This window comes from Clostridium sardiniense (assembly GCF_019753795.1).
Taxonomy (GTDB): domain Bacteria; phylum Bacillota; class Clostridia; order Clostridiales; family Clostridiaceae; genus Clostridium; species Clostridium sardiniense.
Genome location: NZ_JAIKTU010000024.1, coordinates 1 through 22,942, shown reverse-complemented (window position 1 = coordinate 22,942; position 22,942 = coordinate 1). Strand labels below are relative to the sequence as shown.

Annotated in this window: 26 protein-coding genes; 20 read left to right on the top strand and 6 right to left on the bottom strand. The window is 26.5% G+C overall.

Going from position 1 to position 22,942, the window contains the following annotated elements; translation table 11 throughout:
• Positions 1–87 precede the first annotated feature (87 nt).
• The 8 genes from K5V21_RS18460 (at position 88) to scpB (ending at position 8,125) form a co-directional block, all read left to right on the top strand.
• A complete protein-coding gene (locus K5V21_RS18460; protein ID WP_221862533.1) occupies positions 88–1,212 on the top strand; it encodes a DUF1002 domain-containing protein in 1,125 nt (374 codons plus the stop codon).
• Between the two features lie 94 nt (positions 1,213–1,306).
• Positions 1,307–1,825, top strand: coding sequence for an NUDIX hydrolase (locus tag K5V21_RS18455; RefSeq protein ID WP_221862531.1), 519 nt, complete (start codon positions 1,307–1,309; stop codon positions 1,823–1,825).
• Positions 1,826–1,961: 136 nt separating this feature from the next.
• Positions 1,962–2,597 carry a stage II sporulation protein M gene (gene spoIIM, locus K5V21_RS18450; RefSeq protein ID WP_204596004.1) on the top strand — a complete coding sequence of 212 codons (636 nt, stop codon included), beginning with the start codon at positions 1,962–1,964 and terminating at the stop codon, positions 2,595–2,597.
• 84 nt (positions 2,598–2,681) lie between these two features.
• On the top strand, positions 2,682–3,560 hold the full coding sequence (locus tag K5V21_RS18445) for a tyrosine-type recombinase/integrase (protein ID WP_204596005.1): 879 nt from the start codon (positions 2,682–2,684) through the stop codon (positions 3,558–3,560).
• Positions 3,561–4,018: 458 nt separating this feature from the next.
• Positions 4,019–5,323 carry a pyrimidine-nucleoside phosphorylase gene (locus K5V21_RS18440; protein WP_221862529.1) on the top strand — a complete coding sequence of 435 codons (1,305 nt, stop codon included), beginning with the start codon at positions 4,019–4,021 and terminating at the stop codon, positions 5,321–5,323.
• Between the two features lie 212 nt (positions 5,324–5,535).
• On the top strand, positions 5,536–6,663 hold the full coding sequence (locus K5V21_RS18435) for a D-alanyl-D-alanine carboxypeptidase family protein (protein ID WP_245000780.1): 1,128 nt from the start codon (positions 5,536–5,538) through the stop codon (positions 6,661–6,663).
• A 111-nt stretch (positions 6,664–6,774) separates the two neighbouring features.
• Positions 6,775–7,530: a segregation/condensation protein A gene (locus K5V21_RS18430; RefSeq protein WP_204596008.1), complete on the top strand. Its 756-nt coding sequence runs from the start codon at positions 6,775–6,777 to the stop codon at positions 7,528–7,530.
• Complete coding sequence (gene scpB / locus K5V21_RS18425; RefSeq protein WP_204596009.1) at positions 7,517–8,125, top strand: SMC-Scp complex subunit ScpB; 609 nt, start codon at positions 7,517–7,519, stop codon at positions 8,123–8,125. Before K5V21_RS18430 ends, scpB begins: the two co-directional genes overlap by 14 nt.
• A 38-nt stretch (positions 8,126–8,163) precedes the next feature.
• Here scpB and ytfJ read toward each other — a convergent pair whose 3' ends face one another.
• Both ytfJ and K5V21_RS19780 read right to left on the bottom strand, forming a co-directional pair.
• On the bottom strand, positions 8,164–8,658 hold the full coding sequence (ytfJ, locus tag K5V21_RS18420) for a GerW family sporulation protein (RefSeq protein WP_221862525.1): 495 nt from the start codon (positions 8,656–8,658) through the stop codon (positions 8,164–8,166).
• Positions 8,651–9,073, bottom strand: coding sequence for a DUF2953 domain-containing protein (locus K5V21_RS19780; protein WP_407927737.1), 423 nt, complete (start codon positions 9,071–9,073; stop codon positions 8,651–8,653). The genes ytfJ and K5V21_RS19780 overlap by 8 nt, the downstream gene beginning before the upstream one ends.
• Before the next feature lie 279 nt (positions 9,074–9,352).
• On the opposite strand from K5V21_RS19780, the gene K5V21_RS18410 reads away from it, so the two are divergent.
• The 5 genes from K5V21_RS18410 to K5V21_RS18390 all read left to right on the top strand — a co-directional run bounded on the left by K5V21_RS18410 (position 9,353) and on the right by K5V21_RS18390 (position 14,197).
• Positions 9,353–10,441 carry a D-alanyl-D-alanine carboxypeptidase family protein gene (locus tag K5V21_RS18410; RefSeq protein WP_221862522.1) on the top strand — a complete coding sequence of 363 codons (1,089 nt, stop codon included), beginning with the start codon at positions 9,353–9,355 and terminating at the stop codon, positions 10,439–10,441.
• 134 nt (positions 10,442–10,575) lie between these two features.
• A complete protein-coding gene (locus tag K5V21_RS18405) occupies positions 10,576–11,565 on the top strand; it encodes a sulfide/dihydroorotate dehydrogenase-like FAD/NAD-binding protein (RefSeq protein WP_221862520.1) in 990 nt (329 codons plus the stop codon).
• On the top strand, positions 11,562–12,839 hold the full coding sequence (locus tag K5V21_RS18400) for an FAD-dependent oxidoreductase (RefSeq protein ID WP_221862518.1): 1,278 nt from the start codon (positions 11,562–11,564) through the stop codon (positions 12,837–12,839). Before K5V21_RS18405 ends, K5V21_RS18400 begins: the two co-directional genes overlap by 4 nt.
• A 222-nt stretch (positions 12,840–13,061) precedes the next feature.
• Positions 13,062–13,436, top strand: a complete 375-nt coding sequence (locus K5V21_RS18395) for a phage holin family protein (RefSeq protein ID WP_221862516.1) — start codon at positions 13,062–13,064, stop codon at positions 13,434–13,436.
• 227 nt (positions 13,437–13,663) lie between these two features.
• Positions 13,664–14,197: a deoxyuridine 5'-triphosphate nucleotidohydrolase gene (locus K5V21_RS18390; protein WP_243425094.1), complete on the top strand. Its 534-nt coding sequence runs from the start codon at positions 13,664–13,666 to the stop codon at positions 14,195–14,197.
• A gap of 395 nt (positions 14,198–14,592) precedes the next feature.
• Here K5V21_RS18390 and K5V21_RS18385 read toward each other — a convergent pair whose 3' ends face one another.
• From K5V21_RS18385 to K5V21_RS18375, 3 genes are all read right to left on the bottom strand, one after another.
• Positions 14,593–15,822: a CapA family protein gene (locus tag K5V21_RS18385; RefSeq protein ID WP_221862514.1), complete on the bottom strand. Its 1,230-nt coding sequence runs from the start codon at positions 15,820–15,822 to the stop codon at positions 14,593–14,595.
• An 11-nt stretch (positions 15,823–15,833) separates the two neighbouring features.
• Entirely contained in the window at positions 15,834–16,613 is a 780-nt protein-coding gene (locus tag K5V21_RS18380; protein ID WP_221862512.1) for a M15 family metallopeptidase, read from the bottom strand.
• A gap of 221 nt (positions 16,614–16,834) precedes the next feature.
• Positions 16,835–17,290 carry a hypothetical protein gene (locus tag K5V21_RS18375; RefSeq protein ID WP_204596275.1) on the bottom strand — a complete coding sequence of 152 codons (456 nt, stop codon included), beginning with the start codon at positions 17,288–17,290 and terminating at the stop codon, positions 16,835–16,837.
• 185 nt (positions 17,291–17,475) lie between these two features.
• On the opposite strand from K5V21_RS18375, the gene K5V21_RS18370 reads away from it, so the two are divergent.
• Both K5V21_RS18370 and K5V21_RS18365 read left to right on the top strand, forming a co-directional pair.
• A complete protein-coding gene (locus K5V21_RS18370) occupies positions 17,476–18,018 on the top strand; it encodes a hypothetical protein (protein ID WP_221862510.1) in 543 nt (180 codons plus the stop codon).
• A gap of 106 nt (positions 18,019–18,124) precedes the next feature.
• Complete coding sequence (locus K5V21_RS18365) at positions 18,125–18,739, top strand: DedA family protein (RefSeq protein ID WP_221862508.1); 615 nt, start codon at positions 18,125–18,127, stop codon at positions 18,737–18,739.
• A 35-nt stretch (positions 18,740–18,774) separates the two neighbouring features.
• Here the strand turns inward: K5V21_RS18365 and K5V21_RS18360 are convergent, their stop codons facing one another.
• Entirely contained in the window at positions 18,775–19,014 is a 240-nt protein-coding gene (locus K5V21_RS18360) for a hypothetical protein (protein ID WP_221862506.1), read from the bottom strand.
• A 157-nt stretch (positions 19,015–19,171) separates the two neighbouring features.
• Here K5V21_RS18360 and K5V21_RS18355 point away from each other — a divergent pair, with 157 nt between their 5' ends.
• From K5V21_RS18355 to K5V21_RS18335, 5 genes are all read left to right on the top strand, one after another.
• Positions 19,172–20,014 (top strand): pyridoxamine kinase, encoded by an 843-nt coding sequence (locus K5V21_RS18355; protein WP_221862504.1) that lies wholly within the window; start codon positions 19,172–19,174, stop codon positions 20,012–20,014.
• Positions 20,004–20,513, top strand: a complete 510-nt coding sequence (locus tag K5V21_RS18350) for a TIGR04002 family protein (protein ID WP_221862502.1) — start codon at positions 20,004–20,006, stop codon at positions 20,511–20,513. The genes K5V21_RS18355 and K5V21_RS18350 overlap by 11 nt, the downstream gene beginning before the upstream one ends.
• 200 nt (positions 20,514–20,713) lie before the next feature.
• The gene (locus K5V21_RS18345; protein ID WP_221862500.1) at positions 20,714–21,583 is read left to right on the top strand and encodes a glucose 1-dehydrogenase; all 870 of its coding nucleotides are present in this window, start codon (positions 20,714–20,716) and stop codon (positions 21,581–21,583) included.
• 613 nt (positions 21,584–22,196) lie between these two features.
• Entirely contained in the window at positions 22,197–22,415 is a 219-nt protein-coding gene (locus tag K5V21_RS18340; RefSeq protein WP_221862497.1) for a hypothetical protein, read from the top strand.
• The gene (locus K5V21_RS18335) at positions 22,416–22,703 is read left to right on the top strand and encodes a spore coat protein (RefSeq protein WP_204596283.1); all 288 of its coding nucleotides are present in this window, start codon (positions 22,416–22,418) and stop codon (positions 22,701–22,703) included.
• Positions 22,704–22,942: the final 239 nt, after the last annotated feature.

Here is a 22,942-nt window from a genome sequence, read left to right as displayed (position 1 = left end):
GAAATTAATAGTATAGTTAGAGTATAAAAGGTTAATAAGTTTTGTATTATATACTTTAACTACAAAAATAGAATGGAGAGAAAATAAATGAAGGCTAAAAAAATATTTTCTATAATAGCATTAACAACAATAATAGCAATAAGCAGTAATACATTTGCTTTTGCAGATCAATTCAATGTAATAACACTTGGTGCAAATTTAACTCAAGAGCAAAAAAATGATATGCTTAAGTATTTTAATGCTAAAGAAGGAACATATCAGTTAATAAATGTAAACAATAAAGAAGAAAGAGAAGCTTTAAAAGGGATTGCAAGTGCAGCTGAAATAGGGAATAAAACTATATCATGCTCATATGTACAACCTACAAAGGCAGGTTCAGGAATAAATGTAAAAACTGTAAATCTTACTTGGGTAACAGCTTCTATGATATCAAATACTTTAGTAACAGCAGGAATAAATGATGCTAATGTAATAGCAGCAGCACCGTTCCAAGTTTCAGGTACTGGTGCATTAACAGGAATATTAAAAGGATTTGAAGATTCAACAGGAAATAAATTAGATTCAGAAAAAAAAGAATTAGCTAATAAGGAATTAGTTACTACAGGTAATCTTGCAAATGATTCAAATATTGGACAAGAAAAGGCAGCAGCTGTAGTTAATGATGTAAAAACACAAGTTATAAAGGATAAAGCAGAGACTCCAAATACAGTAAATAATATAATAAATAATGTAACTAATAATTACAATATAAAACTTACTCCAGAACAAGAAAAAGAACTAAGTAATCTTATGGTTGATATAGGTAAGCAAGGATATAATTATGATGAAATGAAAAATACATTAAATGAGATAGGTAAGAATATCCAAGATGTATTGGAAAGTTCAGGACAAGCTATTAAAGATTCAGGATTTTTCCAAAACCTATGGAGTAATATCAAAGAATTCTTTAGTGGTGCTAAAGAAAAAGTAGAAAATAAAGCTGAGGATACTGGAATATTGAATCAAACTAATAATGAAGCATTAGGTGATAGTACAGTAGTTACTGGAACAAATAATGAAATCCAACAAAGCGGTGAAAATAATAATACACAATCTACAGAAGATGAAGGTATATTCACTAAATTTGTAAATTGGGTTAAAGGATTATTTAATTCTGATTCATCACAAGAATCAACTAGTTCAAATAACCCTTCACAAAGCACGACAAATTAATTCTTTATTTATTACAATACAATTAGTATGAATTGTAAATAAAAACAAAAATGTATATAATAATTGTATGTAATAGATTGGAAGGAGTAGTAAGATGGATTTAAATGAAAAGATAATAAAAGAAGAACTAAAGTATGAAGGTAATTTTCTTAAATTTGTTAGTATAGATGTTGAATTACCAGATGGGAATAAGGGCAATAGAGATGTTATAAGACATCCGGGAGCATCAGCAGTACTTGCATTTCTAGATGATGAAACAGTGTTGCTAGTAGAGCAGTTTAGAGTAGCATTAAATAAAATTTTATTAGAAATTCCGGCAGGAAAATTAGAAAAAGGTGAAGACCCTAAGGTTTGTGCATATAGAGAACTTGAAGAGGAAACAGGATATAAATCAGAGGATATAGAGTATTTAGGAACTATTGCAACGGGTGCTGGTTTTACTGATGAGCAAATACACATATATAAGGCTACAAACCTTTATAAAGGGGTAAAAGGTGGAGATGATGACGAATTTATTGAAGCTAAACCATATAAAATAAAAGAAATAAAAGAAATGATTAAAGATGGAAGAATTATAGATACAAAAACTATATCAGCTTTCATGTATCTATAAAATTATTAAAAAGAAGCAATTTTTTATTTTAAATTGCTTCTTTTTAATATATTTACATATTTATCCTTAAGTTGTAAGAATAAATTTATAATTAATATCATAATATTATTTATAACAACTTTAGGAGGATAGAAAGATGAAAGCTTTGGTTAAAAAAATAGGTAATGCATTTGAAGAACAGAAGTTATATTATTTGTTAGTACTATTATTTTTCTGTGTTGGAATCGTACTTGGTGTTTATGCAGTAAAAAGCATGAATCCTACAGATAGACAAGATTTAACTAGTTATTATACAAGTTTTATAAATAGTATGGGAAAAAAACCAATAGATTATGGAATTTTGTTATTAGAAGTTGTTAAGAAGAATATACTTTTAATAGTACCAATAATTATATTTAGCTTTACATTCTTTGGGAGTCCTATAATATTAGCTCTAGATCTAATTAAAGGTTTTACAATAGGATATACTTTTACATTTTTATTAACTACTTTTGATGGACAAGGTTTAGGAATTGCGTTAAGTTCTATCATACCACAAAATATTATTTACATTCCTAGTATTATTGCACTTAGCATAATGGCACTTAGTATTTCAACAACAAAATTTAAGGAGAAATTTATTAGAAAAACACCAATAAGAAATTTAATTTTAAATAAAGGAGGCATCAACATTTTAATAATATTATTATGTGTTGTTGTCATAGGTATAGTTGTAGAAACTTATATATGTCCTAATATTATTAAATTTGTAGTAACTAAATTTTATCTATAAAAAATAAGTGATCTAAAGAAAAATAGAAGGAAAATAGAAAAAATTGTCGAATATATATAATTAGCAATGGTGTAGGAGAGAAGAATGTTAGAAATTATAGAGAGTTATAAGGAGTACTTACTAAACAATGAAAAAAGTGAAAATACCGTATATGCATATGTTACTGATGTAAATCTTTTTATAAAATTCCTTAAGGTTAAGGATATGGAGCTTTACACAACAGATAATGTAGCTATTACAGGATATATTCAAAATCTTTTAGATGGAGGTAAGTCAGAACGATCAATAAATAGAATAGTAATAAGTTTAAGAAGCTTTTATGGATTTTTAAAAACAAAAGGAAAAATAAGTGATATTCCTAAAATAACTTATAAGAGTAGTAGAACTAGCAAAAAGTTACCTCAAATTCTTACTGTTGAAGAGGTTGACAGGATTATAAAATCTGTAGAAAAAAATGGAGTTAAAGGTATTAGAGATAATGCGTTACTTGAACTTATGTATGCAACTGGAATGAAAGTATCTGAACTTATTTCATTAGATGTTGAGGATATAAATTTGGATCTTTCTTTTGTAAAATGTACTGACAATAAACATTATGAAAGATTAATTCCAATAGGAAGAAGTGCAACTAGAGCTCTTGAAGAATATATTTTAGTTAGAGATGAAGTTGCTGAAAGTGGTGTTAATAAATTATTTGTTAATTTAAATGGTAAAGGATTAACTAGACAAGGAATATGGAGAATTGTTAAAGAGTACTCTCATAAAGCTGGAATAAAAAAAGATGTTAATCTAAATACATTCAGACATTCATTTGCTGTGCATATGCTACAAAATGGTGCGAATGTTAGAGCTGTGCAAAAATTATTGGGTAATCAAGTATTAACTTATATGGATACTTATTATGAGATAATTAATAGTGATAAAATTAATTTAGTATATAAGAATGCACATCCTAGGGCATAACTATTTTATATAACAAAAGATTAGAAAATAGTTTTTGATAGGAGGGTCATTATGAGAAGGTCAGATCTAGTAGTACTAGATAGTATAGTGGTAGAAAAACTTAAAGAGATAAATATTTATTTAGATTTAGAAAACGATAAATTTAATAATACTTATAAGGCTGTATAGTGGGTTTGAATTATTATAAAATCCACTTGCAGGCTTTATTAGTAAAGAAAAAATTTTGATATTTGATAGTATATAAAATTTTATTAAAAGCTATAATTTAGATTAATTTTAATAAGAAATTGCTAGAATACATAAATTTAATAGTCTAAATTATAAATAAAATTTATAAATGGTAATAAAAGAGTTAATGTATAATCTATAAAATTTTCAGATATAAACGAATTATGTTTATATCTGAAAATTTAAATTAGGTTATATTATATATAAGGTATAACCAAGGAGGAATTAGTATGAGAATGTATGATATAATTTTGAAAAAAAGAAAAGGATTAGAATTAACAAAAGATGAGATTGAATTTTTCGTTCAAGGATATACAAATAAAGAAATTCCTGATTATCAGGCATCAGCTCTTTTGATGGCAATTTTCTTTAATAAAATGAATAAAAGAGAAACTGCTGATTTAACAATGGCAATGGTAAATTCAGGGGATAAGTTAGATTTATCTAATATTAAAGGAATAAAAGTTGATAAGCACTCAACTGGCGGAGTAGGTGACAAAACTTCAATATGTTTAGCACCACTTGTTGCTAGCTGTGATGTTCCAGTTGCTAAAATGTCTGGAAGAGGACTTGGACACACTGGAGGAACTATTGATAAATTAGAAGCATTCAAAGGATTTTCAGTAGAGCTTGATCAACAACAATTTATAGATAATGTGAATAATTTTAATATTGCATTAGCAGCACAAACAGGTCATCTAGCTCCAGCAGATAAGAAAATTTATGCCTTACGAGATGTTACAGCAACAGTTGATAATATGTCACTTATTGCATCCAGCATAATGAGTAAAAAAATAGCATCCGGATCAGATGCTATAGTTCTTGATGTAAAAGTTGGAGATGGAGCATTTATGAAAACTCCAGATGATGCTAAAGAGCTTGCTAGAGAAATGGTTGATATAGGTAATAATGTTGGAAGAAAGACAATTGCAATTATATCAGATATGGATCAACCACTTGGTTTTGCAATAGGAAATGCTTTGGAAGTAATTGAGGCTATAGATCTTTTAAAAGGAAATGGACCTAGTGATCTTTTAGACTTAACACTAACATTAGGAAGTAATATGCTTATTCTTTCAGGAAAGGTTAATACTATAGAAGAGGGAAGAGCATTACTTATGGAAAATATAGAAAATGGTAGAGCACTTAAGAAGTTAAAAGAATTTGTTAAAGCTCAAGGCGGAGATGAATCATATGTTGATGATATAAGTAAATTCCCTAAAGCGAAATATGTAATTGAAGTAAAATCTGAAAAGGATGGGTATGTAAATAAAATACATGCTGAAAAATTAGGTATTATTGCTATGAATTTAGGTGCTGGAAGGGCAACTAAAGAAAGTAAGATAGATTTAGCTGTTGGAATTAAGCTTAATAAAAAACGTGGAGATGAGGTAACTAAGGGAGATATAATTGCTTATGTATATTCAAATGATTTGGATAAAGGAGAAACAGCAAGAAAAGATTTGATTGAAAATATAGTTATTGAAGAATCAAAATGTGAGGATTTACCTCTAATATATGATATAGTAAAATAAATAATTTTAAAGAAGTTAAACAACTATTTGTTTAGCTTCTTTTTTTATTGTAAAAAAAACAAAAGCATTGGATTTTAAATACAAATTATATAAGAAATAACTAGTGTTAAAGTTTCTTTAAATGGTAACAATAACTTTGAGAGGAGGATAAGAATATGAAAAAAATATATAAAGAACTAATGAGAGTAGTAAGTATAGTATTATTAGTATTCATGTTACCATTATCATCTGTCAGTGCATTTGCAAAAAGTGAAGAAGAAGGTGGAATGAAAATAGAGGCAAAATCAGCATTATTGATGGAGCCAAAGACTGGAAAAATAATATACGAAAAAAATGCTGAAGAAAAATTCGCTCCAGCTTCTGTAACTAAAATAATGACTATGTTACTTGCAATAGAAGCAGTAGATAGTGGGAAAATAAAACTTGATGACAAGATAACATGTAGCGAAAATGCTAAAAAAATGGGTGGTAGCACAATGTTACTTGATACAGGTGAAATAAGGTCTGTAGAGGATATATTTAAAGGAATTGCTATTGCATCAGGAAATGATGCTTCTGTAGCTATGGCGGAGTATTTAGCTGGATCAGAAGAAAGTTTTGTTGAATTAATGAATAAAAGAGCACAAGAGTTAGGTATGAAAAATACAACTTTTAAAAATTGTAATGGTCTTCCAGCGGAAGGACATTTATCAACAGCGAAAGATATTTCATTAATGTCAATGGAATTATTGAAACATGAAAAAATATTTAAATATACAGGTACATATATGGAAACAATATCTGAAGGAAGAAAAAGTCCAATAGAGCTTGTTAACCATAATAAGCTTGTAAGATTCTTTAAAGGATGCGATGGTTTAAAAACAGGATATACATCAGAAGCAAAATATTGTATATCAGCTACAGCAACAAGAGACGGAGTTAGAATGCTTTCTGTAATAATGGGAGCACCTACTTACAAGATAAGGAATAGGGATGCAAGTATACTATTAAATTATGGATTCTCTAAGTTCGCAGGTAAAAAGGTAGTATCTAAAGATGAAGAATTAGGGAATGTTACTATGGGTGAAAAAACAGATAAATATTTCATAGCAAAAGCTAAGGAAGATTTAGTTGCCGTACTAGAAAAGGGTAAACAAGGTAACATTGAAAAGAAAATTAAAATTGATGAAATAAAAGATAAATATAGTGCAGGAGATATAGTAGGTAAGTGTGAAGTATATATCGGAGAAGATAAAATTGGTGAAGTAGATATATACACAGATAGAGATATCAAAAAGCCAAACATAATAGAAAAATTTAAATTTAAAGTTAAAAATATTTTACCTAAAAAAGATGAATAAAATTGTTATAAGGAACCATACAGATTGTATGGTTCCTTTAAAATTTCATTTAAAAAACACTCTATTTAGTGTATAATTATAATGTTATTTTGCTTGAAGGGTGGAGAAAACATGGAATTACCTAAGATAAAGGTAGCCGATTTTGAAGGTCCATTTGATTTGCTTTTACATCTTATAAAGAAAAATAAGATGAATATATATAATATTGAAATATTTAAGATAACAAATCAATATCTAGAACACTTAGATACTATGAAAGAAATGGATCTAGAAATAACATCAGAATTTATAGTTATTGCAGCTACATTAATAGAAATTAAATCAAAGAGTCTTTTACCTAAAGCTAAAGTAGAGGAAGAAAATGAAGAAGATATAGAAAAGAGACTTGTTGAAAAATTAATTCTATATAGAAAAATTAAAGCTTCTACAGAATATTTTAAGTCAATATCATTAAATAGTGGGATTTCTTATTCAAAAAAACCTGAGATAATTGAAGAGATAAAAGAATCTACAATAAGTAATGAAGATATATTTAGAAATATATCTTTGATAGATCTATATAATCTTTATAATAAAATACTTGAAAATTATATTAATAAACAGAACAAAAATAATGTCATACAAAGAAATATAAGATCAGATTTATATAAAATTGAAGATAAGTATGATTATTTACTTAAAATATTAGAAAATAGAAGTGTACAAGAATTCAATACTATTATGAATGAATGCGAATGTAAGTTAGAATGTGTTGTAACATTTTTAGCCTTATTAGAGCTTATAAAACAAAGAAAAGTAAAAGTTTATCAGACATCAAGTTTTGGAGACATAATTATTAAAGGATGTGATGAAGATGGAAACAGTTAATATAAATCAGTTTGAATTTAAAGAAGCCTCTAGAAAAGAGCCAATAAAAGCAATAATTGAGGCATTATTATTTGTAAGTGGAGAGCCATTATCTTTAAGAGAGATAGCTGTTAATTTAGAGATTACTCCTAAATATACTGAAGAAATTTTAGGTGAAATGATGCTAGACTATGAGGTATCTAACAGAGGAATAAAACTTATTGTTCTAAATGGGGCTTATCAATTAGTAACCAAAAATGAATATAGTGATTATATTCAAAAGTTACTTAAAAAAAATAGAAGACAATCTTTAAGTCAAGCATCATTAGAGAGCTTAGCTATAATAGCATATAAGCAACCTATAACTAGAGTTGATATTGATGAAATTAGAGGTGTTAAATCGGATAGTGCAATACAGAAGTTAATTGAAAGAGAACTTATTGCAGAAGTAGGAAGACTTGAAGTTCCCGGAAGGCCAATTCTTTATGGAACAACAGATGAGTTTTTAAGACAATTTGGACTAGCTGGATTAGATGAATTACCATCATTAGATCTATTTGAAGATATAGAAGATGAATTAATGGAAGAAGTTGTAATTGATACGACAGATAAATAAAAACCATTGCTACAAAATAAGTAGCAATGGTTTTTATTTTATTTTACATCATGACCATCATAGTTTGATGTAAAATCAATATCATCTACACTAGGTGTAGAATTAAGCTCGGAATGATGGCTATTATTTCCACATTTCTTATTTCCTATAGTACTGTTAAAAGCATCTTTTAACATTTCTATTACTTGAGGAACTGTATCAACAATTCTATCATATGTATTATCTTGTTCAACAGGTAAAAGTCTAACACAATTTTCTCTAACTACAAGAAAAGCAACAGGTTTTACTGAAACTCCAGCTCCAGATCCACCGCCAAAAGGATATTCTGCCTGAAGATCTGATGAAACTTTGTTATGTGAATCAAATTCACTTCCACCAGATGCAAATCCAAAGGAAACTTTTGATATTGGAATTATATATGTTCCATCTCTAGTTTCTACAGCATCTCCAATAATAGTATTAACATCAACCATGTCTCTTATATTTTCCATAGTACTTTTCATTAAATTTTCAATTGGATGTTCTCTAGTCATAATTTTCCCTTAAAAGGGACACCTCCTTAGATTTTAAGATTGATTTTATAAATATAATGCATATATAAATAATTTGCCCTAAAGAAATAAATATTATACTTTTATAGTTTAAATTAATAAATTTGGAATCTTTAAATATGGGCTCTATTGATAAGTTTGATTTTTTTACTTTGAAAAATAAACATAAGAACCTATAAAGAAATGGAGCGAAGGAAGAAATAACACCATAAAATAATGCAGTGTCACCTGAATCCCCTAGAGAATAATTTAAATAACCATTAAGTTTAATCTTAGGTTTATATTTATTTTTTTTTAATTTAAAAACTATTATTTTAAAAAAGTTTTTAGAAAAAATTATATTACTAAATTTCTCTTTAAACTTAGAAGTTCTACAAGTGTTAGCAAATGAATACATATTTTTCATAAATTTATGTGTTTTATCTCTATTTCCCTTAGAGATTATTTCATATTTATATAACTTTATATAATAATCTTTATTAGAATAGAAAATACTAACCTTAATAGGAAGTGGAATCAAAAAGATTATAAATATAATAGATAATAATAAAATTAATATTTTCATTTTTACCCTCCATACAATACTAATATTATGTTCAAGAATTAGGAAAAATATACTATACAGTAAACTGCATATTCATAAGAGTTTATTGCAAAATAATAGCGAGGTGATTTTATGGAAAAGCTTAAAAAATATATGAGCTTTATATTTATACTTTGTTTAATATTTAATATGATATCAATTCAAGCATTTGCTTCTAATAATGATAAGTTAAAGGTTTCAGCACGTAATGCTATTGCAATAGAAAAAGAAAGTGGTCAAATCCTTTTTGAACAAAATGCATATGAGGTAGTTCCAATGGCAAGTACTACTAAGATATTGACAGCATTAGTTGCTATAAAGAATAGTGATTTAGATAAAGTATTTGAAGTATCAAAAAATGCAGCAGCAGTTAGAGGATCTAAAGTTGGTTATAAGGCTGAGGAAAAGATTACATTGAGAGAACTCCTTTATGGCTTAATGTATAGGTCTGGAAATGATGCAGCTATTACGATTGCGGAAGGAATAGGGGGGTCAGTTGAAGGATTTTCAGATATAATGAATCATTTTGCAAAAAGTATAGGAATAATAGATTCTCACTTTCAAACGCCTCATGGTCTAGATAAAGAAGAACATTATTCATCAGCATATGATTTAGCAATACTTACATCAAAGGCAATGGAATATGATGTATTTAGAGAAATAGTTGGAACTAAAGAGATTAAAAAAGAAAAATATAATTTTACGAGAGATTATAATAATATAAACAAAATACTTTGGAAAATTCCAGGAGCAAATGGTGTAAAAACAGGATACACAGGCGGTGCTGGAAAATGCTTAGTATCATCTGTTAATTGTGATAGTAAGGATATAATAATAGTTGTACTAAATTGTCCAGATAGATGGAATCAAACAGAAAAAATATTTAACTATATAAAAGATAGATATGCGTTTAATTCTGATACTACTAAACAATTAGTACTTGGAGAAGGTAATCCAGTATTAGGCTCTCTAGTAAAAGATGAAAGAGTAATAAATGCCTTTACACAGGATGGTACTCAATATGAAATAGATGTTTTTAAGCCATATTTAGATATTAAAGAGGGAGAGATTATTGGCGCATTCAAAGTCCAAGAAAATAATATAAAAAAGATGGAGCATCCATTAACTTCTTATAAAGAAATAACTAGTGTAGATTTTATAAATATACTAGGAATACAATAATAAAAAGAGATTATATCTAAATAAAAAAAGATATAATCTCTTTTTTTATTAACTTTATAATGATAAAGAAAAGTGTTAACAAATTAAAGTAATAACAATATTCTAATATAAGGAGTAATTTTTAAGGAGTAATAATGATTAGAGAAGCAACAGATTGTATTGATGCGGGAAGTGAATTCTGCCCTTGTAAGTTAGCAGAGATGGGAGAGTGTATAATTTGTTCACAAATGCATGGGAAATGTTTTTGTGATTGTTCTAATTGGAAAGGTGTTTGTATATATCAAGAATTCTTTAATAATGGAATGAAAGCAAAAGAAGGAAGAGGAAGATATAATTGTAAAATAATAAATATTAATAATTACGATGATGAATTACTAGTAATTAAGTTAGAAGTAATTCATAAACTAGCTTTAGATCTAATAAATCCAGGAAGTTATATTTTCTTATGTCCTGATAAAGATATATATTTTGATATACCAATTTCAATTTTAGAATCTGATGTTGATAAGAATATTATTTCATTAGCAATAGAGATTAGAGGAATAAAAACAAAAAAATTATTAAACTTTAAAGAAGGAGATACAATTGATATAAGAGGTCCTTATTGGAATGGAATCTTTGGAATTAAAGATATAGAAAAACAAAAAGAAAGCAAATGTCTAGTTCTAAGTAAAGGAATGGGCATTGCACCTATGGTTCCAGTTGTAAGAAAATTAAGATTACAAAATTGTGAAGTTGAACTTTGTTTAGATTATAGTAATTTTGATAAGAGTTTTATAAGTGATTTTATTTTGAAATATAATACAAAAAATTATGAGTTGAATTTATTAGATAAAGGAGAATTATCTAATGAGTGTAAAAATCTAATTAGAGATAGTATAGATAATGGAACAACTTATATTCATATAGCAGGAGCTGATATTTTAACTTTAAAAGTAATAGAGTTTTTAGATTGTTTAGGGAGAAGTGATATTTTATTATCATGTTGTAATAACTTTAAAATGTGTTGTGGAGAAGGGGTTTGCGGAGCTTGTACAGCTAGATATAAAGGACATAAGGTCAAAAGATTCTGTAAAGTTCAAACAGATCCTAGAAGTATATTTGAAGAAAGGAGATTAATATGAGAGTAGTTATTATAGGTGGAGGATGGTCTGGTGTTGCAGCAGCTATAACTGCAAAAAAAGCAGGTGCAGAAGTTATTGTATTTGAAAAAACTGATCTCCTACTTGGACTTGGAAATGTTGGTGGAATTATGAGAAATAACGGACGATATACAGCTTCAGAAGAGCTAATAGCTTTAGGTGCCGGTGATTTAATAAATTTAACTGATAAATACTCAAGACATAGAAATATAGATTTTCCAGGACATAAACATGCAAGCCTTTATGATGTTAATGTAATTGAAGGCGCTGTAAGAGAATATGTAGAAGAGATGGGAATAGAAATATTTACTGAAACACGCGTTAAAGATGTAGATTTTGATGATGGAAAAATTAAAGGAATAATATTAGCAGATGATACTTATATTAAAGGTGATGTATTTGTAGAGACAACAGGTTCGACAGGGCCTATGGGAAATTGTCTAAGATATGGTAATGGATGTTCTATGTGCGTATTAAGATGTCCAGCCTTTGGTCCAAGGATTAGTGTGAGTGAAAGATGTAATGTTTGTGATATTCAAGGAGAAAGAAATGGAGATGAATTAGGAGCTTTTTCAGGGTCTTGCAAGTTAGCTAAAGAAAGTTTATCGGAAGATATAAGAAATCAATTAGATAAGATAGGTGTAGTTATATTAAAAGTACCTCAAGAAGATATAAATTATGATAAATTAAATAGTAAGGTTTGCCAGCAATATGCTTTAAAAGAATTTGCAGAGAATATTATACTTTTAGACACTGGGCATGCTAAATTAATGACTACTTATTATCCATTAAAAAAACTTAGAAAAATAAAAGGATTAGAGAAAGCAAAATATGTTGATCCTTATGCTGGAAGCAAAGGCAATTCTATTAGATATCTTTCTGTAGCTCCTAGAAGTAATGATATGAGAGTAGATGGTGTTTCGAATCTATTATGTGGAGGAGAAAAATCAGGGCTTTTTGTTGGTCATACAGAAGCCATATGTACCGGAAGTTTAGCAGGTCATAATGCTGTAAGACAAGTTATGGGTATGCCACTCTTAATAATGCCAAGAAGTCTAGCAATAGGAGATATAATTGCATTTGCAAATGAAAAATCAAATAGTAGAGAAGGTAGAAAGAATAGATATACATTTGCAGGTTCTGAATATTTTAAGAGAATGAAAGAACAAGGATTATATACTATAGATATCAACGAAATAAAAGGTAAAATTAAAAAGCTTAATCTTGATAATATATTTGAACAAAGACTTTGCTAACGAATTAACCCCACTTAAAATAACATTTTAAGTGGGGTTTTTATAATATTTATAAAAATAAAGTAGTAAGTTGATAAAATTAAAAAATATAAATATTACAATGATTTGAAGCGGAAAATTATCTAGTTTACTGCATAAGTTATCAATTATTCCATAGTATATTTTTTTATTAGTAGAGAAAAATATATATGATAATAAAACTTTATCTAAGGAGGAATTTAAATGGGACACAGTAAAGTAGAAGAAAAAAATCACACAAACACAAATCATTTTTTTAAGTGGATTGTAAGATTAATTTTATTTACTATTGTTTTAGGAGTAACAGCATTTTTAACACCAGGATTCACTATTGATGGATTTTGGTCAGTTGTATTAGCAGCAGTTATAATCAGTATTGTAGATTATGTAATAGAGTTATTTATGGGTGTTGATGCATCACCTTTTGGAAAAGGCATAAAAGGATTTATTGTAGCAGCTATAATAATATATTTAACACAATTTTTAGTTCCACATATGAGTTCATCTATAATAGGAGCATTAATAGCAGCTTTAATAATTGGTATATTAGACGCAATAATACCTGTAAGAGTCATGTAGTATAAAGAGTAAAAAATAATTTATCAACTAATAGAATTTAATAATTAATAAAAGAGCCTATTAGGCTCTTTTATTTTAATATTTGATATAATAGCTTAAAAGAAATAGTAGTAAATAATTATTAAATAAGAAAAATAAATTACAATTATTAAAAACTTATATTTGATAACAATTATATAATCAAGTTATAATATAATATATCTACAATTTAAAGGGGATGGATACATATGATAAATAAGGAAATAATCAGAGAGATGATACAAGAAGAATTAAACAAGCCAATTAATTTAGATATAATTTATCATGATAAGAATATGCCTAAATTAGAGAAAATAGATAAAGGGAATTGGATAGACCTTAGAGTGATTATTGGTGGAAAGAAAAATGGAATAAAATTAACAGAAGAAGATTTTAAAGATGGAGTTTTAAAGTATAAAGAAGGAGATTCTATGATGCTATGCTTAGGAATATCTTTAAATCAACCAAAAGGGTATGAAATTAATATTGTACCTAGAAGTTCCACTTTTAAAAATTATGGATTGATTCAAACTAATCACTATGGAGTAGGAGATGATACTTATATAGGAGATAAGGATATATACTATTATCCTTGTTATGCATTAAGAGATGGAGAAATTGCTTTATATGATAGAGTATGTCAAATGAAAATAAATAAAGCTATGCCAGAATTAATAATTAATGAAAAAGATAGCTTTGGAAATGATAGTAGGGGAGGCTTTGGTAGCACAGGAATTAAATAACATATAAAAGCTTAAAATTTAGTGAATAAAACTACATCCAGTTTAGCTTGATGTATCCATTATGGATGGTTCCTTTTATTATTTAATTAGGCTGAGAACGTAATCTTATTTTAACAAGAGTAGGTTTTATTACGTAATATACCACTAGAATTTACATGAACCACTTTCATATTAATTGGTTTCCTAAATACAATAAAAAATAAACATAATAAAAATTATGACACATATAATTATTAAAAAGTATTAATTTTTAGGAGATAATATTATTATGGAATTATTTATATTTATTATGGCAGCTTCAATAGGATGTAGTTTAGCATTATATTACTTTAATAAAAATGATAGTAAGGCTAATTAAACATAAAAAAGACCATATTATATGGTCTTTTTTATGTTTAATTAGGAAATGATTTAGTACCAACGAAATCATTTCCTAAAATATCTTTTGTACTATTAAGAGAACGCTCAGCTCTAATATAAGCATTATCAGGAAGATTAAATTTAGTCTTATCTTTTATAGCAGCTTCGACAGGAACAATCATGTGGGTATATAGACCATTTCCTTTAGGTCTTCTGTATACCCAAGTTGGAATAATTGTATACTTATCTAAATATAATTTATTTTTCTTTAATCCTAATGTAAATCTAATTAATAGACCATCTTCAGTTAGAGAGTTTTTAATTTCTTCATAACATTGATTTGATAAGAAGTTACCTTGTGAATATATTACAAATGTTGAGTGATTGTTATTTGTAATTATTTCATATGGTTCAATAACATGAGGGTGGCTTCCAAGTACGATATCTACACCCATTTCATTCATCTTATTTGCAATTTCCTTTTGTGACTTATTAACTTTAGTACTGTACTCATCACCCCAATGGAAAGAACCTATAATAAACTCAACTCCTTCTTTTTTCATATCATCTATAGATGACTGAATACTTTTGTAAAGACTAGGAAGATCATCATAACTGAATGAATTTACTAGTGGTTTTATTTCATTTGGTATTCGAATACTATTTATAGAATTTGCACCAGTCCTATAAGTATAAGCAAATAATCCAACTTTATGTCCATCAATATCATAAATTATATAGTTTTTATCATCTTTATTAACTTTTACTCCAAGATTAATTAATCCATCATTAGTACTTTTTTTCATAGTACTTTTTAATCCTTTCGTACCTTGATCAATTACATGATTAGATGCATAATTTATTACATCAAAGCCTGTATTTTTCAAAGCTTCTAAGAATTCATTTGGGGAATTAAAGGTAGGATATCCTTCAGGTTTCCCACCGTTAACATTTCCTTCAAATACTCCTATACTTAAATTTGAATCTTTTATATAATTTTTCACATATTCAAAGCTTTTATCGAAACTATAAGTACCATCATCTCTTTTTGCACCTGCAATTTGTGCATCATGAGTCATCATATTCCCTACAGAAGTTATCGTATATAGTTTTTCATTTTTATTAAGCTTAACTTCAAAGTTTTTGGTTTTATTTTTATAGAATATATTATAAATTCCATAAAATGATAATCCTAAAATAATTATAATTCCAAATGAAAAGATAAAATTTCTAGATGTTAAATATTTTTTCGAATGCTTACTCATTAATATCACTCTTATCCTTTGTTATTTAATTTATTTTTTAAAGAAGTAATTTCATCATCTAATTTAGATAAATATTCTTCCAGACATAAATTGTTTTTCATTATATCTTCAGCAGCAATTTTCCCAACATATCTATAATGCCAAGGTTCGTATGCATATTTTGTTATTGAAACTTTATCTTTTGGATATCTTAATATAAATCCATACTTATAACAGTTATTTATAAGCCATTTAAAAGACTTTGTGGTTTCAAACTTAAAATTTAAATCTTCAAATTCTGTACTTACTATATCCATTGAAAATCCAGTTTCATGCTCACTTGCACCAGGAGGAGCCGAGTACTTTAAAGTTTCAGTAATACCTTTTTTCTTTACATTAGAATTAAAAAGAATAACTTGTACATTATGTGCTCTAAATCCAGATGCTCCCATTAAATAAATTCCATCTTTTTTAGCAGCATCAAACATCTCATGGGCTTTAATAGCAACATTTTTATTTAATTTAGTAGTGGTTATGTATGATAAAAACGGTAATTTGCTTTCTACTATATCAGATGGTTTATAAGATTCATTAAGAAGAGTATCTTTATTTACTAAAAAGACTTCTGGGTTACCTCTTTTTTCTTCTAATAATTTAATGCTATTTTTAATACTGATAGTTTTATTTTCAGATTCTACTTTATCAATTTCATATAAGTATAGTTTGTATAATAAAACTGATGAAATTAAGAATAAAATAATAACTATTAACTTTAACTTTTTTATATTTACACTTCCCTTCAGTATAGGCAAAATAAAAATTCGGAAGCATTATACACCACCGAATTATATACTTATTAATATATTAGGTATTTCAATGTATATATTACTAGGATATTTTAACAAAAACAATAGAATATACCTAATTATATTCTATTGTTAAAATTTAATTAAAATAATTCACATATTATATAAAAATTAATAGTGAAAATAATAATAAAAGAGGGTATACAAAAGTATACCCTCTTATAAATTTACTTTGACTCTTCTAAAATATAATTAAGATTAGTTATATTATCTTTACAATATTTTAAAAATTCAGCATTAAATTTATCCGATATTCCTGCAAAACAAATAAATTTATTTAAATTGCTAATTAGCTTTTCTTCTTCTAAAGTACCATTAATAAAATCTCTGATACTATCTTTGCTAGTATCAAGCATATTCAGTATTTGTTTCATATTTTGGTAAATAACATTTTCTCTTCTTACGTATTTACTTAGTACTTCTGTGTATATTGCGTAAGTAGATATGATACTAAATGAATCAGAATCAAGACTTTTTAAAGAGTTAAGATTTTTTACTTTGCAATAATTTAAAAAATTGATTAGTAAGTCAGTAATATTTTTCTCTTCCACCAGATGAGTATAAATAACTCTTTCAACACAGTTTCTTTTGTTACAAATTTTTTTCATTTCAATGATATTCATAATATCAACCCTTTCTTTTTGTAATGACCCAATAACTTCTCTTTTGTATATTAATTTAATTCTACACTTTTTTAATAATTCCTTCTATAAATAGAAATAAATGTAATATATATTTTATTATAAAAGAATAAATATATAATTTATGGAAAATATATATTTATAAGCTGAAATAAAGGGTGACGAGAATGAAAAATAATATAACAAAAACATTAATAATAATAATTTTGGCAATATTGTTTGGAATTTGTATTTCAAATTTAATAATTCATGTAAATAATAAGGATACAAGTGTTTCTGGTAATTATAATAATTGGAATAAAATAAAAATAACTGAATTTAATAATAACTCATATTCTAAAATAAATGATACAAATTTATTATCATTAGAAATAGTAAAATTTAATAAATTAAATTATAATTATAAAAGATATGATGATAAAGAAATTTCTGTAATTGGAACATTAGATTCAGTAGGTGAAAATATCTGGGCTGGATATGTAAATAACAGTTTATATGGAATATCATATTGTAAAATTAATATCAACAATAAAGAAATAATAGAAACCCGTACGAGGTTAGAGTCTAATTGTGGTAGTATAGCATATTTTAATAAATCTAATGAAAAGATAACTGAAAATAAGACTTATAATATAGTAAATAAAACATATACCACGAATTTAAATGAAAAAGATAAAACTAATAAGATATCTAGCATTTCAATTGAATAATTATTTATCATGAGAAGAATCAATACTACTGGTTCTTTTTCGTAATAAAAGCACATTTTATTGAGTATTATTTAAATATATAACTAGTAAGGTGTGTGAATAATAAATGAGTGAAATTATAGATTGGTTAATAACATTTACAGAATCTATGGGATATATTGGGATATTAATAGTTGTAGCTTTAGAATATGCATGTTTTCCTATGTCAAGTGAGATATTATTACCTTTAATAGGTATGTTAGTTTATAAAGGTGAATTAAACTATTTATTAGTTGTTATAACTTCAATTTTAGCAGGAATAATAGGATCAACCATATGTTATTTTGTAGGATTTATTGGAGGAGGGCCGTTATTAAATTATAGCAAACTGAAATTTCCTAAAACTAGAAGAGTAATTAATTCTTTGAATAGATGGTTTAATATATATGGAAAAATAGCTGTACTTATAGCTAGAGTTGTTCCAATAACAAGAACGTATGTTTCTATACTTGCTGGAGCACAAAAATTAAATTACTTAACATTTATAGCATACTCATCTATTGGAATTGCTTTTTGGAATACAGTCTTGATTCTTATAGGTTATTTTTTAGGAGATAATTTTGAATTAATAACTATATTATTAAAGAAATATTCAAATATAATAGTACTTTTAATAATAATTATTATATTTATCCGTCATAAAATCAAAAATAAAAAAAGAAGAGTTATTGCTAAATTATAATAAAAAATAACCTGTATTTATACAGGTTATTTTTATTAATAATCAATTCCGCAAGCTTTTATATTTTCTTTATTATCTGAACTACAAGGTGTTACAGCATAAGTCATATTACATTTAGGACATTTACATACTAATTTATCCATAACAAAAGTATCACCACATGAACAAACTATAGTATGATTAATTTTTGTTGGCATATTTTCAAATCCTTTGCCTCTAACTAAATCAGCAACTGCCTTTCCATCATTTCCTAAAGATGAACATCCACAACTCATAATAAATTCCTCCTAAGTTTTGTTAATTTATTTTATTATATAAGATTTATAATAGAATTTCAGTAACATATGATACGAAATAATGTACCGATACATTATGAAATATCTAAATGTTATGATAACATAGGTAATAAATATTTTATAGGAGAAGATTAAAATGAACAGACAAAAGAGAGTAGCCATAATAAATGATTTATCAGGAATAGGAAAATGTTCTTTAGCAGTTGCACTGCCTCTGTTTTCAGTTTTAAATATAGAAGCGTGTCCATTACCTACAGCTGTATTATCAAATCAGACAGGATTTGATGAATTTTCATTTTATGATTTGAGTGATAGTATGAAAGATACATTAGAAATCTGGCAAAGAAGTAATGAACATTTTGATGCAATATATACAGGTTTTTTAGGCTCTGAGGAGCAAATAGAGATGATAGAGAAATTAATAAGATTCAACAATAAAGCTATAGTTATAGTTGATCCAGTAATGGGGGATAATGGGGATATATATAATACATATACAGTAGCGCTATGTAATAAAATTAAAGAATTAGTATGTATGGCCGATATAATAACTCCAAATATAACAGAAGCTATAATATTAGCAGAAAATAATTTTAAAGAAATTAACATAGATAATATAGATATAAATAAAGTAAAGTCTATAGCTAAATCTCTTTCAAAACTTGGTCCTAGCTATGTAGTAATAACAGGAGTTATAGTAGATAATAGTATCTTTAATATACTATATAGTAAAGATACAGATGAGTTTCATTTAGAAAAATCCCCATATTATAATTGCTCTTATAGCGGAACAGGTGATATATTTACTTCATTAATAACCGGATATATTTTAAAAGGATTTAATATAAAAGTAGCTATTAAAAAAGCTTCTAAATTTATTTCAAAAGCTCTTGATAAAACAATAAATGTTTCAACAGATCCTAGATATGGAATTCAATTTGAAGGTATTCTAAAGGAGGTTTTATTAGATGAATTATAATATAAAAGTATTAATAAAAACAGCTTTATTCACTGCATTTATTGTTATTATGACAACATTCTTTTTACATATACCAACAGGATTAAATGGAGGATATATTCACTTAGGAGATGTTTTTATTTTTCTAGCAGCAGTATTTTTACCAAAACGATATGCTATAATGACAGCAATTATAGGAGGGGGATTATCAGACTTTCTATCAGGTGCAGTAGTTTGGGTTATTCCAACTATGATGATAAAACCTTTGCTAGTATTAGCATTTACAAATAAAAGTGAAAAAATATTATGTAAAAGAAATATAATAGCTTCAATATTAGCTATCTTTATAACTTACATAGGATACTCTATTGTAAATGGTATATTTGTTGGTAATATGTTTTTAGGATTTTCAGCAGCTAGTTTAGATATAGTACAAGGTGTTTCTAGTTCAATTATATTCATAATTATGGGAAGTATATTAGATAGAATAGGATTGTTTAATAAAGTTATTTCAGAATAATAAATGATAGAACATTTATAAAAAATGAAAATCTATGTGAACTCACGTAGATTTTTTTCTTATTAATAAGTATATATACTAGATATTATTTAATATAGACTTATGTTTTAATAAAGAAAATTAGAGCAACTTAGTTATGAATATTAAATCACATATAAGACAAAATAATAAAGTAACTTATTTTTATTGAGGTGATCTTTATGATAAAAAATGAATTTCCTAATGATTTTAGTAACCAAGATGAATTGACTCAGCCTGGTATAGAAGAAAATATGAATCCATTACCTATATACTCTCTAAACAGCTACATAAATGATGGGAAAAGATTAAAAAATAAAGTAGCTATAATTACAGGTGGAGATAGTGGTATTGGTAGGGCTGTTAGTTTAGCTTTTGCAAGAGAAGGAGCTAAAATTGTAATAGTATATTTAAATGAATCCAAAGATGCTAATAAAACTTTAGAATTAATCAAAGCAGAGAACTGCGAAGGAATAACTATAGAAGGTGATCTAGGAGAAGAAGATTTTTGCGAAGAAGTTGTAAAAAAAACTATAGAAAAGTTTGGAACTGTTGACATACTCGTTAATAATGCAGCAGAACAACATGCTGCTGATTCTATAATACAAATTACTTCTGAACAGTTGATAAGAACTTTTAAAACTAATATTTTTTCAGCATTTTATATGACTAAGGCTGTTTTACCATATATGAAAGAGGGAAATTGTATTATAAATACAACTTCAATTACAGCATATCATGGAAACAAAACACTAATTGATTACTCATCAACAAAAGGTGCATTAACTTCTTTTACAAGGAGTCTAGCATTAAACTTAGCAGATATGGGGATACGTGTAAATGCTGTTGCACCAGGTCCGGTGTGGACACCTTTAATACCAGCTTCATTTAAAAAGAGTGATTATCAAAAATTTGGATCTAAGGTGCCTTTGAAAAGACCTGCTCAACCTGTAGAGTTAGCTGAATCATATGTATTTTTAGCTAGTGAAGGTGCTTCATTTATAACAGGAGAAACAATACATATTAATGGTGGAGAGGTAGTTAATAGCTAGTATATAGAATATGAATTTAAAGTATATGAAAATTTTTATGAAGAGATTTATAAAAAGCTACTAATGTGTATTGCTAAATTAAAAGTTAAAAAATAATAACAAGTTACATAAAGTAAGTTTATTTAAAAAATCTATAAAAAAGAAATACTATAAAAATAATCATTAAATAGTAAATTATAGTATTATCTAATAGCATTATACTAATGAAAAGGAAGGTGATAAATATGGGTAAAAATAAAAAAAATAAAGAAACTACTGGAAATTTATCAAATTCAAAAGTAAAGAGCTTTAGTGAAAATATAGATAATAGAAATACTTTCACTGAACAAAAAATAATTAAATAATATTTATAATAAAAAGGATGGATTGAATAATTCATCCTTTTTTATTATATTTTCGTATAATAAAAATTCATATATAAAAAAATATCTAATAAGTATTTAACTGCAAAATAGTAATAGTGAAAATTTTATCATTATACATTAAAATTTCTATTTTACTTCTAAAGTATTTGGATTACTAGTATAAAATATTGTATAAATTGGAAGTTTATTTGCATTAAAATTTACATAATATAAAACTGTAAAATATATTATGTATGGAGGATATAAGTATGAAAAAAATTTCTCAAGTAGAGGTTCTATCTTTAACCGGTATATTAAAGATGGAAAATGATTCAGTTATAGCTCAAAAAGCTATAAATTTATTAATAACAGATGAAGATCTTAAAAGACAAGCAGAAGCAAGTGTATTAGCCGCAGAAGGAAGAATAAAAGCACTTAAAGGTTTTATTAAAGAAAATAAAGATATAATATCAAAGGAGGAACAATAAATGTCTAATATAATTTCTAATTTAATAAAAGAAAAGAAAGATATAAATAATGATATTATCTCTATGACTATGCTTACAGCAGCAAAAGAAGGATCAGAAATGTATTTAAATGCAACATTAACAAGTAGTAATCCAGAATTAAGAATGATTTATTCTAATGGATTAGGACAAATGGTTGCAGGACATACAGCACTTACAGAATTAGCTATATGCAAATGTTGGATAACTCCTCAAAAACCAATATTACAACAACTATCTGATGAATATAATAAGTCAAATGAAAATTAATTTATGATCATAAAGAACTAGTAGTATCTATACTACTAGTTCTTTATTTGTATTTGGAATACCACCTGCTACGCGGGTGGTTCTAAAAAGCTTTCAGCGGTGAGTAGAAAATAAAAAACCTCCATTGTAAAATTATAGTAGGTTTGCCGACCAGAACTATAATACAAGGAGGTGTGCCCGTTATGGACAATAGTAGTTTAGCACATAGTAAATGGAATTGTAAATATCATATAGTTTTT